The sequence below is a fragment of the Variovorax paradoxus genome, assembly GCF_009755665.1.
Lineage (GTDB): Bacteria > Pseudomonadota > Gammaproteobacteria > Burkholderiales > Burkholderiaceae_C > Variovorax > Variovorax paradoxus_G.
In genome coordinates this window covers 4,354,177-4,369,101 of the sequence record NZ_CP046622.1, presented here as the reverse complement: position 1 = coordinate 4,369,101, position 14,925 = coordinate 4,354,177, and the positions used below count along the sequence as shown (strand labels likewise).

Annotated in this window: 18 protein-coding genes; 6 read left to right on the top strand and 12 right to left on the bottom strand. The window is 65.3% G+C overall.

Translation table 11 applies throughout. The features are described 5' to 3' along the window. Positions 1 to 170 precede the first annotated feature (170 nt). On the bottom strand, positions 171 to 569 hold the full coding sequence (locus GOQ09_RS20355; protein ID WP_157615186.1) for a VOC family protein: 399 nt from the start codon (positions 567 to 569) through the stop codon (positions 171 to 173). Between the two features lie 170 nt (positions 570 to 739). On the opposite strand from GOQ09_RS20355, the gene GOQ09_RS20350 reads away from it, so the two are divergent. Both GOQ09_RS20350 and GOQ09_RS20345 read left to right on the top strand, forming a co-directional pair. Continuing rightward, a complete protein-coding gene (locus tag GOQ09_RS20350) occupies positions 740 to 1,369 on the top strand; it encodes a DUF938 domain-containing protein (protein ID WP_157615184.1) in 630 nt (209 codons plus the stop codon). Positions 1,370 to 1,423: 54 nt separating this feature from the next. Continuing rightward, positions 1,424 to 2,218 carry an SDR family NAD(P)-dependent oxidoreductase gene (locus GOQ09_RS20345; protein ID WP_157615182.1) on the top strand — a complete coding sequence of 265 codons (795 nt, stop codon included), beginning with the start codon at positions 1,424 to 1,426 and terminating at the stop codon, positions 2,216 to 2,218. Positions 2,219 to 2,231: 13 nt separating this feature from the next. Here the strand turns inward: GOQ09_RS20345 and GOQ09_RS20340 are convergent, their stop codons facing one another. The 3 genes from GOQ09_RS20340 to GOQ09_RS20330 form a co-directional block, all read right to left on the bottom strand. Beyond that, entirely contained in the window at positions 2,232 to 3,803 is a 1,572-nt protein-coding gene (locus GOQ09_RS20340) for a serine hydrolase domain-containing protein (RefSeq protein ID WP_157615180.1), read from the bottom strand. Between the two features lie 204 nt (positions 3,804 to 4,007). Further along, complete coding sequence (locus tag GOQ09_RS20335) at positions 4,008 to 4,796, bottom strand: extensin family protein (protein ID WP_431769285.1); 789 nt, start codon at positions 4,794 to 4,796, stop codon at positions 4,008 to 4,010. A 149-nt stretch (positions 4,797 to 4,945) separates the two neighbouring features. After that, the gene (locus GOQ09_RS20330) at positions 4,946 to 5,689 is read right to left on the bottom strand and encodes an SDR family oxidoreductase (protein WP_157615178.1); all 744 of its coding nucleotides are present in this window, start codon (positions 5,687 to 5,689) and stop codon (positions 4,946 to 4,948) included. A gap of 99 nt (positions 5,690 to 5,788) precedes the next feature. Between GOQ09_RS20330 and GOQ09_RS20325 the strand changes: the two genes are divergently transcribed. After that, positions 5,789 to 6,685: an AraC family transcriptional regulator gene (locus GOQ09_RS20325; RefSeq protein ID WP_157615176.1), complete on the top strand. Its 897-nt coding sequence runs from the start codon at positions 5,789 to 5,791 to the stop codon at positions 6,683 to 6,685. A gap of 8 nt (positions 6,686 to 6,693) precedes the next feature. Here GOQ09_RS20325 and GOQ09_RS20320 read toward each other — a convergent pair whose 3' ends face one another. Then, complete coding sequence (locus tag GOQ09_RS20320; protein WP_157615174.1) at positions 6,694 to 7,884, bottom strand: PrsW family intramembrane metalloprotease; 1,191 nt, start codon at positions 7,882 to 7,884, stop codon at positions 6,694 to 6,696. Next, entirely contained in the window at positions 7,881 to 8,441 is a 561-nt protein-coding gene (locus GOQ09_RS20315) for a hypothetical protein (RefSeq protein WP_157615173.1), read from the bottom strand. The genes GOQ09_RS20320 and GOQ09_RS20315 overlap by 4 nt, the downstream gene beginning before the upstream one ends. A 109-nt stretch (positions 8,442 to 8,550) precedes the next feature. Between GOQ09_RS20315 and GOQ09_RS20310 the strand changes: the two genes are divergently transcribed. Beyond that, a complete protein-coding gene (locus GOQ09_RS20310) occupies positions 8,551 to 8,970 on the top strand; it encodes a DUF1801 domain-containing protein (protein ID WP_157615171.1) in 420 nt (139 codons plus the stop codon). A gap of 28 nt (positions 8,971 to 8,998) precedes the next feature. On the opposite strand, the gene GOQ09_RS20305 is transcribed toward GOQ09_RS20310, so the two are convergent. From GOQ09_RS20305 to GOQ09_RS20285, 5 genes are all read right to left on the bottom strand, one after another. Then, entirely contained in the window at positions 8,999 to 9,481 is a 483-nt protein-coding gene (locus tag GOQ09_RS20305; RefSeq protein WP_431769284.1) for an SgcJ/EcaC family oxidoreductase, read from the bottom strand. Positions 9,482 to 9,650: 169 nt separating this feature from the next. Beyond that, positions 9,651 to 10,334, bottom strand: coding sequence for a response regulator transcription factor (locus tag GOQ09_RS20300; protein WP_157615169.1), 684 nt, complete (start codon positions 10,332 to 10,334; stop codon positions 9,651 to 9,653). Next, a complete protein-coding gene (locus GOQ09_RS20295; RefSeq protein ID WP_157615167.1) occupies positions 10,331 to 11,968 on the bottom strand; it encodes a sensor histidine kinase in 1,638 nt (545 codons plus the stop codon). The genes GOQ09_RS20300 and GOQ09_RS20295 overlap by 4 nt, the downstream gene beginning before the upstream one ends. A gap of 54 nt (positions 11,969 to 12,022) precedes the next feature. Next, positions 12,023 to 12,430: a VOC family protein gene (locus GOQ09_RS20290; protein ID WP_157615165.1), complete on the bottom strand. Its 408-nt coding sequence runs from the start codon at positions 12,428 to 12,430 to the stop codon at positions 12,023 to 12,025. Further along, positions 12,427 to 12,921: a helix-turn-helix transcriptional regulator gene (locus tag GOQ09_RS20285; RefSeq protein ID WP_157615164.1), complete on the bottom strand. Its 495-nt coding sequence runs from the start codon at positions 12,919 to 12,921 to the stop codon at positions 12,427 to 12,429. Before GOQ09_RS20285 ends, GOQ09_RS20290 begins: the two co-directional genes overlap by 4 nt. Before the next feature lie 148 nt (positions 12,922 to 13,069). Here GOQ09_RS20285 and map point away from each other — a divergent pair, with 148 nt between their 5' ends. Together map and GOQ09_RS20275 are read left to right on the top strand one after the other, a co-directional pair. Beyond that, entirely contained in the window at positions 13,070 to 13,816 is a 747-nt protein-coding gene (gene map, locus GOQ09_RS20280; protein WP_157615162.1) for a type I methionyl aminopeptidase, read from the top strand. Positions 13,817 to 13,886: 70 nt separating this feature from the next. Next, complete coding sequence (locus tag GOQ09_RS20275; protein ID WP_157615161.1) at positions 13,887 to 14,258, top strand: VOC family protein; 372 nt, start codon at positions 13,887 to 13,889, stop codon at positions 14,256 to 14,258. A gap of 2 nt (positions 14,259 to 14,260) precedes the next feature. Here the strand turns inward: GOQ09_RS20275 and GOQ09_RS20270 are convergent, their stop codons facing one another. Further along, complete coding sequence (locus tag GOQ09_RS20270) at positions 14,261 to 14,902, bottom strand: dihydrofolate reductase family protein (RefSeq protein WP_157615160.1); 642 nt, start codon at positions 14,900 to 14,902, stop codon at positions 14,261 to 14,263. Positions 14,903 to 14,925 lie beyond the last annotated feature (23 nt).

Sequence of the window (14,925 nt, the reverse complement as noted above, 5' to 3'; positions counted from 1 at the left end):
GCAAAGGCCGCGCTTCACGGCAACCCTGCTCGAACCCTGGATGACCGACTTGTCCCAAAGGAGCCAGCGCGCTTCGAAAAGACCTTGTGCTGACAGCTGGTTGAACACGTCGAAGGTCTGGCCACCGACCAGCACAATGGCTTGGCCTCCCTGCAGGGGTGATGTGAAGGCTAGGAACGCACCCGGTGAATGGCACAAAGCTTGTTCCCATCGGGGTCACGCACATAGGCAAGGTAATAGCGGCCCAACGCCTCGTCACGCAGACCCGGGGGATCTTCGATAGATACGCCGCCATGCGCCACCGCAGCGTCGTGAAACTCTTTCACCAGCTCGGGGGTCGCGCATTTGAAGCCGATGGTTCCTCCGTTTGCGCACGTGGCGGGCTGATCGTCGATGGGCTCGCTGATCCCCAACGTATTTCCATCGTGCCGGTAGAACAGGCGAACATGGCCCGTTGGCGCAAGATTGCGGACAGGCCCGCCCTCCGCGCCGAGCACGCGAAGAACCGCATCGTAGAAGCGTTGAGAGCGCTCGATGTCGTTGCTGCCGATCATGATGTGATTGAACATTGGTAGCTCTTTTTTCTGCTTTTGGGCGATGTGACGAGAAAGCGAGTTTAGGCACGCATTGAAGGCGCGCAAAGTGCCAGATCTCTCAAATCCAGTGCCGATCCGCTCACGCCTTCGAGTGAGCCTCGTCCTGATACCCTCCAGATCATTCCATCCGCGCCGATTCCAGAATGCCCGATTTACCCCACAGCCCAGCCGCCGACCGCAACAAGCAACCCATCCTCGATGCGTTGATACGCATCCTCGGCGAGCGCGGTGCTGCGCTGGAAATCGCATCCGGCACCGGCCAGCACGCTGCCTGGTTTGCAGCGGCAATGCCTCGATGGACATGGCAGCCTACCGACGCGGATGCCCGCATGCTCCCCGCTCTCGAGGGGCGCGTCGAAGAAGCCGCACTGCCCAATCTCCGGCCGCCGCTCCTGCTCGATGTGATGACGCCGCAATGGCTACCGCAAGGCCCTGCGTTCGTTCAAGGCGAAGAAGAAGCGAAGTTCGACGCGATCTACTGCGCCAACATGCTGCACATCGCACCGTGGGCGGCGTGCGCCGCGCTGATGCAAGGGGCGGCGCGGCATCTGCTTCCCGGCGGGTTGTTGATCACTTACGGGCCTTACTTCGAAGAAGACGCTGCACCCGCACCCAGCAACCTGGCGTTCGATGAAGACTTGCGTTCACGCAATTCCGCCTGGGGCATTCGCCGCCTGAAAGACGTGGCGGCAGAGGCGGGCGCAGCGGGCCTCTCGTTGCGCGACCGCCATCCGATGCCTGCGAACAACCTGCTGTTGGTGTTCGGTCGCTGACTCCCTCGGGCGCACAATTCCGCCTGCACCACTCTGCTCACGGTAGAAACTTCCATGACTGATCTCTCCGCTCCGTCTCGCGTCGCTGTCGTCACCGGAGGTGCGCGCGGCATCGGCCTGGCCATCGGCCGCTGGTTCCTCGCGCATGGCTACAACGTCGCGCTGCTCGACATCGATGTCTCCACGCTCGATCAGGCGGTGGCCGATCTGGCTCAACCCGAGAGGGTGCTCGGCTTGCACTGCGACATCTCGAATCCGTCGCAGGTCGCCAGCGCCGCCAAGGCCGTGGTCGAGCGCTTCGGCCATGTCGATGCACTGGTCAACAACGCGGGCGTGGCGGTGTTCAAGCCGGTGCTCCAGACTTCGTTCGAAGAGTGGCGCACGGTGCTCGGCACCAACCTCGACGGCGCGTTCCTGTGCACTCAGGCGTTCGGTGCGCTGATGGTGGCGCGCGGGCGCGGTGCGGTGGTCAATGTCGCCTCCATTTCCGGCCTGCGCGCGAGCACGCTGCGGGTTGCGTATGGCACCAGCAAGGCGGCGCTCATCCACCTGACCAAGCAGCATGCGGTCGAACTCGGCAATGCCGGCGTGCGCGTGAACGTGATCGCCCCGGGGCCGGTCGAGACCGAGATGGCCAAGCTCGTGCACACCGTGGCAATCCGCTCCGACTACTACGACACCATTCCACTGGGCCGCTACGGCACGACGGAAGAAATGGCCAACACGGTGGGCTTTCTGTGCAGCGACGAGGCCAGCTTCATCAACGGCCAGGTGCTTGCGGTGGACGGCGGCTTCGATGCCGCCGGCGTGGGCTTGCCGACCTTGCGCAAGGGCGCCCCCGCGTCCTGATTGCTTGCCGGTGTCAGCGCACGCGCGGCACCGCGGCGGTCAGTAGCGCAAGTGCCCTGTTCAGCGTCGAAGTTGCGAACCACTGGCCCTTGGAATGCCCGATCCGCACGACGATGAGATCGTGCGAAGGAATCACCAGCACGAACTGGCCTCCGGCGCCAAGCATGTAGTAGGCAGACGTCGGCGCTGCCAGCGAACTCATCCCGTTGATCCAGAAGAAGCCGCCGTAGATGGGGCGCTTGTCCGCGGCCCATGCCGGTGCAACGCTGCTCACGAAGTTGACGAAGCCTTCGGGCAGGATGCGCTCGCCGTTCCACACGCCGTCCTGCAGGTAGAGGTTGCCCAAGCGGGCCCAGTCGCGCGCCGACATGAAGTCGTAGCCCTGCGTGAGAAAGTTGCCGTAAGGATCGGTCTCGATCACCATCGAGCGAATGCCGATCTTGTCGAACAGCGCGCGTTGCGGAAACGAGAGGTACTCCTCGCCGCGCTTTTCCACCGCAAGGCGCACCAGGTAGTTGGCGAGCACCGGATCGGTGTTGCGGTAGCGGCCCACCGCGCCGGGCGGCCATTGCTGCGGGCGCGTGGCGGCGTAGTTGAAGGCGTTGATGCGGCCCGTGTAGTAGTAGGTGTGATCGGGGTAGGTGCCGTTGGGATCGAAGTCCGGATCGTCGGGCGCCTTGATGCGCAGCCCGCTCGACATTTGCAGGATGTCGGAAATCTTGATCTGCTGGCGGCCGTCGCCGGCCCCTTGCCACTCGGGAATCGGTGCCTGCTGGTCGAGCTTGTACACACCCTGGTTGATGAGCACGCCCATCATGGTGGCAACGACGCTCTTGCCCATCGACCACGATTCGAGCGGCGTCGTCGGGCCGATGCCGTTCATGTAGCGCTCGGCGACGATGCGCCCCTTGTGCGTGACCACGAAGGCGGCCGTGTAGGCCTCCGGCACCCCGAACGCCGCCTCGACGGCCTCGTTGACCTTCGCCATGTTGACTTCCGCGGGCGGCGGGTCGCCGGGCAGCACCTCGCCCATTGGCCAGGGTTGGGTCGCAGGGTCGGGCAGGGTGCTCTTGACCTCGACGGGCGTGAAGAAAACGCCGTCGCTGCCCGCCGGCAGCGTAACGCAGCCCTGCGAGCCAAAGTGGCGCGCCACGAGCGTCGCGCCGTTGGGGATCGAGATGCGGACTTCCTTCTTCACACGGTCGACCACTGGCTTGCCAACGTTCTTGCGCTGCTCATAAGGCCCCACGAAGTAGCCGAGGCTCTCGGCCGCAACATCGGGATCGATGCCCGTGATGAACACGGCGGAACACATCGTCTTCGCATAGCCGGAGGTATGGTGCTCCAGCACGTTGCCGGGAGGAGGCACATAAGGCGTGTTCAGTTCGAGAGCCCGGGCGCGGGCAATGAGCGCCTCGCGTTCGGGCAGCTGGGCCGTGGTGGGCGGAGGAGCCGCCGGAACACCGATCACTCCGCCGCCTCCGCCGCCGCCACCACCACCACCACCACCGCACGAGGCCAGCAGGGCAGCCAGGCTCAGGGCCGCAGCGGTTGTGGCAAGGGAGCGGCGGATCGGGCAATGCATTGGCGGTCCTTGGTAGTTTCGCAATGGGAGCGGTGGGCGTTTGCCGTGCGCAAACTTCAACACCGGCGGGATTGTGTGTGAATCCAATGCGGCCGCCTAGCTCTTTTCAGGGCGGGCGCAGGCGATGTAGCTCCAAGGTTCTCATCTCTTTCGCAAGGTGCTTCAACGGGTCTGCGCCACGACGAGTCTTGAACGAAGCCGCCGTTAGCGACACACGTCGTACCCGCCGGTTTCCAGATGAAGGTGGTCCCGGTGGGCCGCGTTGTAGTCGGGGCCCAGGACGCCGTTGAAGAAGCGGCAGGCGCCGCGGTGTGCATCGCGCAGCAGCAGGGCGGCGGGATCGTGGGTGCTTGCAGCATCCGCGGACCCGCTGCGGGGCCAGGCCTGCAGCACCGTGATGCGCCGGCCGTTGGCAAGCGTCAGGCCGGCAACGTCGAGCGCATCGGCCGTCGCATGCCGGCTGCGCGAAGCACCCGGCACGGCGCCTTCGCCGCGGTTCACGTTGCGGCAGGCGTAGCTGCCCAGGTGCTCGACCGCCGCCACCGGCTGACCGAAGTGCTGCATGGCGGCGGGTTGCAGTGCGTGTCTCTCCCACATGAAGAAGGACAGCGCCATGGGGCAGCTCAGCGAAGGCGCCGTGCCCAGGCGCACGCCGGCGGAGCGCAGCCTCACCGCGTTCTTGAAGCCGCAGCCCGGCGCGGTGACCCGGTCCGGCAACAGGTCGTACTGCATGCCGGTTTGTGCCAGCGCGGCAAGGCAGCGCGCAGGCTCGCTGCGGGCGCGCGAAAGCTTGTAGCCAGTCAGCCAGCCGGGCGGCGCACTCACGTCGAGCGGCGCCCATGGATTGAAGCGGTCCGGAATCCCCAGCCTGCCGGTCGCGACCGCCCATGCGCCCAGCAGAACTGCAGCGAGGGTGGCGCATGCAAACGCCTTGCCGAGCCAGCGTTTGCGGCTTGAAAAACTCGGCTCTGTCGGATCATCCGAAGGGTTCAAGGCCAGCGCTCCGATGCAGTGCCAAGCAGGAGTGGATCGCCATGCTGCGGCTCTGCAAAAAGCAGGACGCTAAAAGGCCTGGCGCTACGCGGCTGTAGTCTGACGTGGCCTCCTGATGTGCGGCGATGTGCCGGTAGACGTCGGCGCCTTTACTTGCCGCCGGAAAGCGCAATTGCATCCGCACCGGCCGGATACCGCACCGTCGGCGCGGGGTCGTTCGCTGCCCGCCACACCGCCTCGGCCACATCGGCCGCGGTGGTCACTGCCGTCGGGTTTCCCAATTCTGCGAACACGCTGTGCGCCAACGGTGCGTACGCCTCGGGAATCAGGCCCTGCATGCGCTCCGTGCCGTTGGCCGTGAATTGCGTGCCCGGCCCAAAGCCTGGCTCGACGAGCTTCGCGCGAATGTTGAAAGGGGCGAGCTCGAACACCAGCGACTCGGTGAAGCCTTCGATGGCGGTCTTGCTCGCGGTGTACGCCGCCACCAGGGGCATGGGCGCTAGGGTGACAGTGGATGTGACGTTGATGACGACACCCGACTTCCGGAGCCGGAACTGCGGCAGCACGGCCTGAGTCATCGCCATCATGCCGAAGGTGTTGGTTTCGAATATCTCGCGCACGGTGGCCATGGGCGTTGCCTCGAACGCCCCGAAGAGCCCCAGCCCCGCGTTGTTGACCAGCACGTCGATGGGCCCCGCAGCGTCAATCGCGGCGGCAATGCTCTCTGGCTTTGTCACGTCGAGCGGCAGCACGCGCAGGCGTTCCGACAGAGGCATGAGCTCGGCGCGCGGCGTGCGCATGGTTGCAATGACATGCCAGCCTTGCGCGTGGAAGTGGCGCGCGGTTTCTAGGCCGTAGCCAGACGAGCAGCCGGTGATCAGGACGGTCTTCATTGGGTTCCTTTTGAATTTGTTTGAAGGTGCGCCACGATATCGGCGCGGAGCCGGACTTTGAATAACCTATAGTCCTTCTTTTATTTGCAGGAGTCCGGCATGTCCGATCCGCTCGCCGACATCGTCAAGCTGCTGCGCCCGCGCGCGGTGTATTCGAAGGTCATCAGCGGCGCGGGCTCTTGGGCGGTGCGCTACTCGGAGTTCGGCGAGCCCAGCTTCTGCACCATGCTCGAGGGCGAATGCGTCCTTGCGGTAGACGGGCAAGAGCCTCTTGCCCTTGCCGCTGGCGACTTCGTCCTCATGCCGGCCACGCCGGGGTTCACCATGTCGGGCCTGGAACCGGCAGGGCCGGTGTTTGTAGACGCCAAGAAGGTGCCCGCGCCAACGGAAGAAATTCGCCACGGCAGGCGCGAAGGCCCTCCGGACGTGCGAATGCTCGGCGGCTACTTTGCCTTCGAATCGCCGGACGCATCGTTGCTGGCATCGCTGCTTCCAACGCTGCTGCACGTGCGGGACATCGGGCGCCTTTCGGTGCTGGTGCAGCTCGTGAGGGAAGAGTCGCTCCAGCAGAAACCGGGGCGCGATCTCGTCCTCGAACGCCTTGTCGAACTGCTGCTGATCGAAGCCTTGCGCTCCACGCCTGGGGAGTGCGCGCCGCCGGGGCTGCTCCGCGGGTTGGCCGACCCGCGGTTGTCGGCCGCGCTGCGGCACCTGCATGGCGATCCCGCGCAATCGTGGACGGTGGCCGATCTTGCAAGAAAGGCCGCACTGTCGCGTTCGGCATTTTTCGAGCGCTTCTCGCGCGCCGTGGGCCTGCCGCCCATGGAATACCTGCTTGCCTGGCGCATGGCGATTGCCAAAGACCTGCTGGCTCGCAGCGACGTGGGCATTGCGGAAGTTGCGGAGCGCGTGGGCTACGGCTCCGCCAGCACATTCAGCACCGCGTTCAGCCGCCATGTGGGCCAGCCGCCGGGCCGTTTTGCACGCCAGGGCTAGCGAGTGCCTCAGGGTCGGGGTGCGATGAGCGGATCGAGCATGGCGCGCAGCCGCCGTATCGCCAACTCGTGCCGCAGCGTCTGCGCCCCGCGGCCGTAGGTCATGGCCTTGCGAATGAGCCGCAGCTGCTCGCGCTGAAGCTGGGTTTTCAGGCGCCGTGCGCGCAGGCCGAAGGTCCAGCCCATTTCGATGCGAACCCTGTAGCGCGACAAAGGCGCGCCCAGGCGAACCCACTCGTCGTCACGGATCAGATCGCGCTCGGGCACGAAGTAGGCCGCAAGGGCGTGCAGGTAAGCGCCGTTCTCACGGGCGGCCACGCGCCAGAAGAGCCCGGCCGCAATCATCGCGGGAATGCCCTTGACGACAAGCAGCACCGCCATCTCGCCGTAGCCACCGTCGAAAAGATCTTCGAGCCACGGCGAGTTCCAGATGAAATGCATGGCCCAGGCCAGCGCAAAGCACAGAAGGGCGCAGCCGATTCTTGCCGCCATGGGGCGTTCGGGGTGCAGCAGGAACCAGGCGACGCCGAAAGACGCGATCGTCGTGTAGGCCGCGTGGCTCCACAGCCCGCTCAGCAGCCCGCGCGTCAGCAGGTTCAGCAGCACGGGGTACACCTGGTTCTCGAGCGGAAAATGCATGGAGGCGTTGACGGTGTAGGTGAGGTTTTCGACCACCTGGAAGCCCAGCCCCGTCATGGCCCCCACGATGAGCACCGAAAGGTAGGTCTGGAACTGGTTGCGCGCCACAAGAATCAGCAGCACCACGCCCGCGAGCTTCAAAAACTCTTCGGTGATCGGGCCCGCAATGGCTGGCCCCCAGACCGCCACGAAATCGGGCGACACCAGCTTGGCGCACAGGCTTTGAATGGCAATGTTCGCCGGCGCTGCAAAGTAGACCGCACCCAGGCCGCCCCACGCAAATGCGAGGAAAAAAGCCTCGGGCGGATGCTGCTCGAGCAGGTCCAGCGTACGAAACACCAGAAGAAAAACCAGCGTGTAGATACCCCACACCAGCAGCCCCAGCAACGCAGTGATGGGAACGACCCGGAACCCCACCGAGAACATGTTGAAGGTGTAGAACAACCCGTTGACGATTAGCGCCGCCAGCAGCCAGAAGGCCGCACGGCGCGGCTGGAAGAACGAATCGGTGCCCACCGGCCATTCGGCGCGATCCTGTTGGTCGGCAAGTTCGAGGTTCACTGCGGAGCCTCCAGGTCCATCGATTCGAGCATGTCGCGCGCGTCGGCCATTGCCTCGTTCAGGCCGTCGCTGGCACCGTAGACATCGATCTGCACGAGCGAGCGGCGCTGCAGGTCGACCACCTGCCAGAACCGGCCTGCCAGCTTTGAACCGTAGTAGGCAAAGGTGTTGCCCTGCAGGCCCCACGGCGTGACAAAGCCGGACACGTCGCCGTCGATCTGCAGGCCCTGGCCGCGCTCCATGAGCCTTTGCTGCCGCGTCATCGGCCCGCCTGGCCCGCCCGCCCATGGCCCGGTGGTCACCAAGAACTTGTGGCCGCCCTTGAACAGCATCAAGGACCTGCCCGCCCGGGAGCGGGACACGTCCATTTCCCACCCTTCGGCGGGAACGAACCGCGCGTGCCCGACGGCCACCGTTTCGCCCGCGGGCAACGGTCGGCTGCCCGGCGTGCGGCTGTCCCACAGTTTCAGGCCGCCGACATACCCCGCAATTGCAAGCAGTACAGCGAGCGCGCCTGGCCAGGTTCGGTATGGAATGCGGCGTGATGGCTCGAGCATGCTTTTATCGTGCCACACGACAGGCGGCAGGACTTGCATTGCCCTCGCGCACGGCTATCCTCCACGGCCATTGGAAATCGAAGTACCCGTAGAACCTTCAGGACGAGACATGAAAAAGACGGACGCAAGCCAGGAGCTGCCGGCACCGGAGCTCATCTCCAGAAAAATCGCCGAGCTCGGCGACTGGCGCGGTGAATCGCTCGGCAAGATGCGCGAACTCATCAAGCAGGCGGACCCGGAGGTCGTCGAGGAGCTGAAATGGATGGGCACGCCGGTGTGGTCGCACAACGGCATCATCTGCACCGGCGAAACCTACAAGGGCAAGGTGAAGCTCACCTTCGCCAAGGGCGCCTCGCTGAAAGACCCGGCCCGGCTTTTCAACTCGAGCCTCGACGGAAACGTGCGCCGCGCCATCGACATTCTCGAAGGAGAAACAATCGACGGGGCGGCGTTCAAGGCGCTGGTCCAGGAGGCGGTGGCGTTCAACAGTTCGGGCAAGCCCAAGGCCTCGAAGAAGGCGAAGGACTGAGCAAGCCAGCGGCAGCGCGTGCGGCCGTTTACTTGCCCGCAACCGTCTCGGGCATTGCCGACGAGTGATGATGGGCGATGAGCCACTGGCCGTTCACCAGTTCATACACGTAGGTGTAGCGCGCGTGCACCGATGTGCCGTCCTTGAACTTGAAGGTATAGGTGCCCACGTCTTGCGCCACGTTGCAACCGATGCGGATGATGCGCTTGTCGATCGTGCCCCGTGGCTCGCCCTTCAGAAACTTGACGAAGTAGTCGCGAATTTCCGCAGGCGTGCTGCGCGGGTTGTTCGACACGGTGGGCAGCAGCACGCCGTCGGGTGCGTAGTTGGCAGTGACCTTGTCCGGGTCCAGCGTGCGCAGCGAATCGTTCCAGCGGTCGAACAGCGCGCTCACCTGCGCTTGCGTCACCGGGGCGCAAGTCGCCGCTCCGGAGGCGGCATTGGCGCCGGCAGCGAAGCTAAGGGCCAGCAGGCTGGTGGCGGTGGTGGTCGCGAGAAGTCGCATCTTCATTTTGATTCCTGTGCAGTAAGGTGAAAGCTACGCCGTTTTCAGTCGGCGCTGCACCGCATCGCGGCGCAGGAATCAAGTGTTGGCGGAGCGGATGAACGCCAGGCCCTGCGCGGAATGACAAACCATTAACGTGCAGATGAACAGCGCATGAACGCGGGCGAGCTTCTTTTCAGCTTTCCTGTGCGTCGAGCCGGTAGCCGAAGCCGCGCACGGTCTTCAGCAGCGCAAGCGCATGGCCGTCGTCGATCTTGCTGCGAAGGCGGCGCACATACACATCGACCACGTTGGTCAGCGGGTCCTCGTTGGTGCCCCACACGTTCGACAGGATGCGTTCGCGGCTGTACACGCGCCCCGGGGCGCTCATCAACAGCTCCAGAAAGGCCAGCTCGCGCGCCGTCAGAGAGACCGGCCGGCCGGCGCGCGTGACCTGCATGCTCTCGCGGTCGAGCACCAGGTCGGCCAGCTGCAGCGTGCTGGCCTTCGGGCGCTGTTCGCGGCCGCGGCGCATCAGCGCTTCGATGCGCGCGAGCAGTTCCTCGAATGCAAACGGCTTGGTGAGGTAGTCGTCGGCACCGAGCCGCAGGCCTTTTACCTTGTCTTCGAGGGTGCTCATGGCGGTGAGCATCAGCACCGGCACATGGTGGCCTTCGGCGCGCAGCGTCTGGCACAGTTCGAGGCCGCTCAGACCGGGCAGCATGAGGTCGAGCACCAGCAGCGAGAGATCGCCGCCGCGCGCGCGCTCCAGGCCCTCGGTGCCGGTGCGCGCAAGCTGCACACCATAACCCTCGGCGCGCAAACCGCGCAGCAGAAAATCGGCGACGCGCGGATCGTCTTCCACGATGAGAATGTTCATGCCGCCTCCAGCAACGCGGTCTCGTCGCCGCGCACTTTCGGCAAGCTGATGCTGACGGTGGTGCCGGCAAAGGGAACGCTGTCGATGCCGATGTGGCCATGGTGTGCACCCACGATGGCCTGCGCAATCGACAGCCCAATGCCCGTGCCTTCCACCCGGTGGTCGCGTGCCCGCCGTCCGCGGTGGAAGCGCTGGAACACCGTGGGCATTTCGTGCGGGTCGATGCCGATGCCCTCGTCCTGCACGACGATGTCGACCTGCTCGCCGCGCTCGCGCCAGCCAAGGCGCACCGTGCCGCCCGCATGCGAATAGCGCACGGCGTTGTCCAGCACGATCATCAGCGCCTGGCGAACGCGGTCGGCATCCACATGCACGTGCACCGGCTGCGCCGCGGTGCCGTCTTGCGCATCGAGCTGCACCCGCACGCCATGCAGCGCACCGAGCGCTTCGGCCTGTTCGGCGGCGTCGGCTACCAGCTGCTGCAACTCGACCTGGCCGGGCCGCATCACGAGCTGGTCGGCTTCCGCGCGGGCGATCAGCATCAGGTCGTCGATCACGCCGGCCAGCTGCTTCACGCCGCCGACGATGCGCCCCAGCGTCTGCTTGTATTCGGCGAGCGGCTTGTCGCTTCCGCGCAGCGCGATCTCGGCCTCGCCGCGAATGGCCGTGGCCGGCGTGCGCAGCTCATGGCTGAGGTCGGCAAAGAGCTGCCGGCGCCGCTGGTCGATCTGCTGCAGGGTTTCGTGCGCGCTACGCAACTCCGCGGTGCGCGCTTCGACCGCATCTTCCAGCCGGCGCCGGGCGGCTTCGGCGGCATTGCGGTGCTGCTGCAGCTCGACCGCCATGGCGTTGAAATGCTCGGCCACCCGGTCGAACTCGTCGTGCGACCCCAGGGCCAGGCGGTGGTCGAGGTTGCCGGCCTGCAGGGCCTGCGTGCCGGCCAGCAGGCGTTCGAGCGGCCGCTGCAGACGGCGGTTCAGGTGCACCGCCATCAGCACGGCCGCGGCCAGCGTGAGCGCCGCCAGCGCAATGGCCTTCAGGCGCAGCGCCTCGAGGCCGCGCTCGGTGGCGGCGCGGGCAACCGGCACCGTGCGCCGCTGGCGCTCGATGGCGCCGTTCACCAGCTCGCGCAGGTCGCGCCCGCGCGTCACGTCGAACACCTGGTTGAGCTCCTGCCATACGGCCGAGAACTCGGCACCTCGCTCCAGCGGCGTCAGGCGCAGCAACCGCTCATGCACGTCGGCAATGTTGGCGTCCAAGAGGTCTACCGCGTCGACCAGCTGCGTGACCTCCGCGGGTACAGCGGAGCCATCGCTGGCCGCAATCTCGGTCCACACGGCCAGGTCGCGATGCGCCAGCTCGTTGAGCCGGGCCGCGCTGGCCTGCATGCCCGCCAACCAGCGGTCGCGCGTTTCGCTGGAGGCTCCCGCGTTCATCAACTGCTGCGACGCCCATACGCGCAGCCGCTGCTTGTTGGCCGACAGTTCCAGCAGCTCGGAGAGGATGTCGCTCGCCAGCCGGCTGTGCTGCGTGTAGACATTGACGCGCGCCGAGCCCCAGTAGACGAAGGCCGCCTGGATGCAAACCAGCGTGACCAGTGCGGCAAACGCCAGTGAAAGCCTTGATCTGAACATGCGCGGACTTTAGCAACTCGCCCGCAGTGCCCTGCGGCGGCGTGCCGCCGGCGCTCAGCCGCGGCCCTGGATCATCTTCCACCCGTTTCCGGAAGGGTCGCGAAAGCCGGCGTCCAGGGTGCCATAGCGCTCTACCGGCTCCTGCGTGAACTCCACCCCCTTGGCAAGCATCTGGGCGTAAGCGGCGCGGCAGTCGGCCACCGTGAGCACCAGCGGGGGCATCGCGCCCTTGGCCACGATGGCGCGCAGCGCCTGCGCCGTTGCCTCGTCGTGCACCGGCGGGCCGGGCAGAAAAAGGCCAAGCTGGAACGAGGGCTGCTCCGGGTGCTGCACGGTGAGCCAGCGATAGCCGCCGTTGCCCACGTCCGTGTGGACGCGAAACCCGAGCTTGTCTACATAAAACGAAAGCGCCTCGTCCTGATCGCGCACATACAAACCGACTACATCAATGCCCTGCTTCATGAACTCTCCTGTGTTTGTTCGGGCCTGTTTGTACCGTTTGCCGCCTGGCGCCGCTTCTCCGAAACTGCGGTCGTGAGCCCGGGCCGGCGCGCGGCGCTCACAATGCACTCGGGCACCGCGCCGAGCTCGCGCACCGTCTGCTTGCCTTGCGAGCGCACCGCGCTCGGGCTGTGGCCGGTAATGTCGCGAAAGGTGCGCCCGAAGGTGCCCAGGCTCGCCCAGCCCGTGTCGAAGGCGATGTCGGTGATGGACCGGTCGGTTTCGCGCAGCAAGGCCATCGCGCGCTCGATGCGCCGGGTGAGCAGATAGCGGTGCGGCGGAATGCCGAAGGCCTGCTTGAACGATCGCGCGAAGTGGGCCTCGGACACGCCGCTTACCTCTGCGAGCCGGCCCACGGGCCATTCTTCGTGCGATGCGGCGTCCATACGGTCTTTTGCGCGCAGCAGCCGCCGCAGCAGGTCGGGGTCTTGAAGGACAGGGGCTTCGCTCACGCAGCCCCCTGAAGATGCAGATTCACGTTCAAGGCTCTCCCTCGTTTGTTTGGCGCGTACCGGCGCCATAGGTACCGGATAATGCCCTCCAAGGCCAATGCGCCAGCCAAAAAAGATCTTTCAACCGAATCTTCCACAAATACCTCAGATGACCATCGAAACCCAGGACGACGTCGCAGCATTGAAACGGATCGGCAGAATAGTCTCGTTCGTGCTGCGCCAGATGCTCGATGCGGCAGAACCCGGCATGACCACGCGCGAGCTCGACGCGCTGGGCGAGCAGCTGCTGAAAGAACAGGGCGCGCGATCCGCACCGAGGCTGACATACAAGTTTCCGGGGGCGACGTGCATCAGCATCAATGAGGAAGCGGCGCACGGAATACCCGGAGACCGGATCATCAAGGCAGGGGACGTCCTGAACATCGATGTATCGGCGGAACTCGACGGCTACTTTGCCGATACCGGCGGGACCATTGTGGTGCCTCCGACCAACCCGCAGAAGACCCGGCTCTGCCACGCAACGCGCACGGCCCTTGCCGAAGCAATGAAGAGCGCCAGGGCGGGGCAGCCGATCAACGCCATTGGCGCGGCCATCGAGCGTACCGCAAAGGCCTATGGTTTCAAGGTCATCGAAAACCTCGGAAGCCACGGCGTCGGCCGCGCGCTGCATGAAGAGCCGGAACACATTGCCGGCTACTTCGATCCCTCGGACAAGCGCATCCTACAGGAGGGAATGGTCATCACCATCGAACCGTTTCTTTCGACCAAGAGCCGCATCGTGACGGAAGCGCCTGATGGCTGGACGCTCGCAGGCGCAAGCGGAAACTTGTCGGCGCAGTATGAACACACGATGATCATCACCAAGGGTGCTCCCATCGTCGTGACGCTTCACTGATTGCAAGCAAGGATTCGCCCTCCGTTTTTCGTATGACCTAGCCATCCACCAACGCTCGCCAGGAGAGACCATGCAGCTTCGCACCGCACGCATTTTTGTTCGAGACCTGCCGGGCGCGTCCCGCTTCTACGAAGAGCTGCTTGGCTTGCAGCTCAAGTCGCCGCGAAGCGAAGAGGGCTTTCGCGTGTTCGACGCAGGACCGATGAGCCTGGTCGTCGAGCGTGTCGATGCGGATGCCCCCGCGGAAGACCAGGCCCTTATCGGACGCTTCACTGGGCTGTCGTTCGACGTTGCGGACGTTCAGTCGAAGTACAGCGAGCTGGCCTCGCTCGGCGTTGCGTTTTCCGGTCTTCCGGAGCAGCAAGCATGGGGCGGCATTCTTGCAACGCTGCGCGATCCTTCCGGCAACGAGCTCCAGCTTGTGCAGCAGCCGTTGCGGTAGCTTTACTTTCTCGCGAATTTCAGGTGGGTCACGTTCGGCGCCGCGACCGTCTTCACCAGGGCAAGGGAATGCAGGGTGTTGACGCCGTCGAACAGGCGTTCCCCACCGCCGAGCAAGATCGGCGCAAGGTGCAGCTGCATTTCATCGACGAGGCCGGCTTTCAGGTACTGCTGCGCGGCGTTGGCCCCGCCCGCCAGTGCCACGTCCTTTCCGCCTGCCGCGCGCCGGGCCTGGTCCAGTGCATTCTCGATGCCGTCGGTCACGAACGTGAAGCTCGTGCCGCCTTCCATCACCAAGGGTTCGCGTGCGTGGTGGGTCAGCACGAACACTGGGTGACGAAACGGCGGATTGCGGCCCCACCAGCCGTTCCAGGGATTAGTCTCGTCCCACGGCCCTGGGCCGCCGCCGAACATGTTGCGGCCCATGATGGTCGCGCCGATATTGGTGAGTTCGTCTTCCATCACCGCCGTGCTCTCGTTCACCACGCCGCCATCCAGCCCATGCGGCCGGCGCCAGGCCTCCAGCGGGACCACCCATTCATGCAATTGCTCGCCGCCAACCCCGAGCGGTTCCTGCAAGCTTTGGTGCGGACCGGCGACAAACCCGTCCAGCGAAATCGAGATCCTGAATCGAAGCTTTGACATGGCGCTGGCCCCTTGCTCCTGGC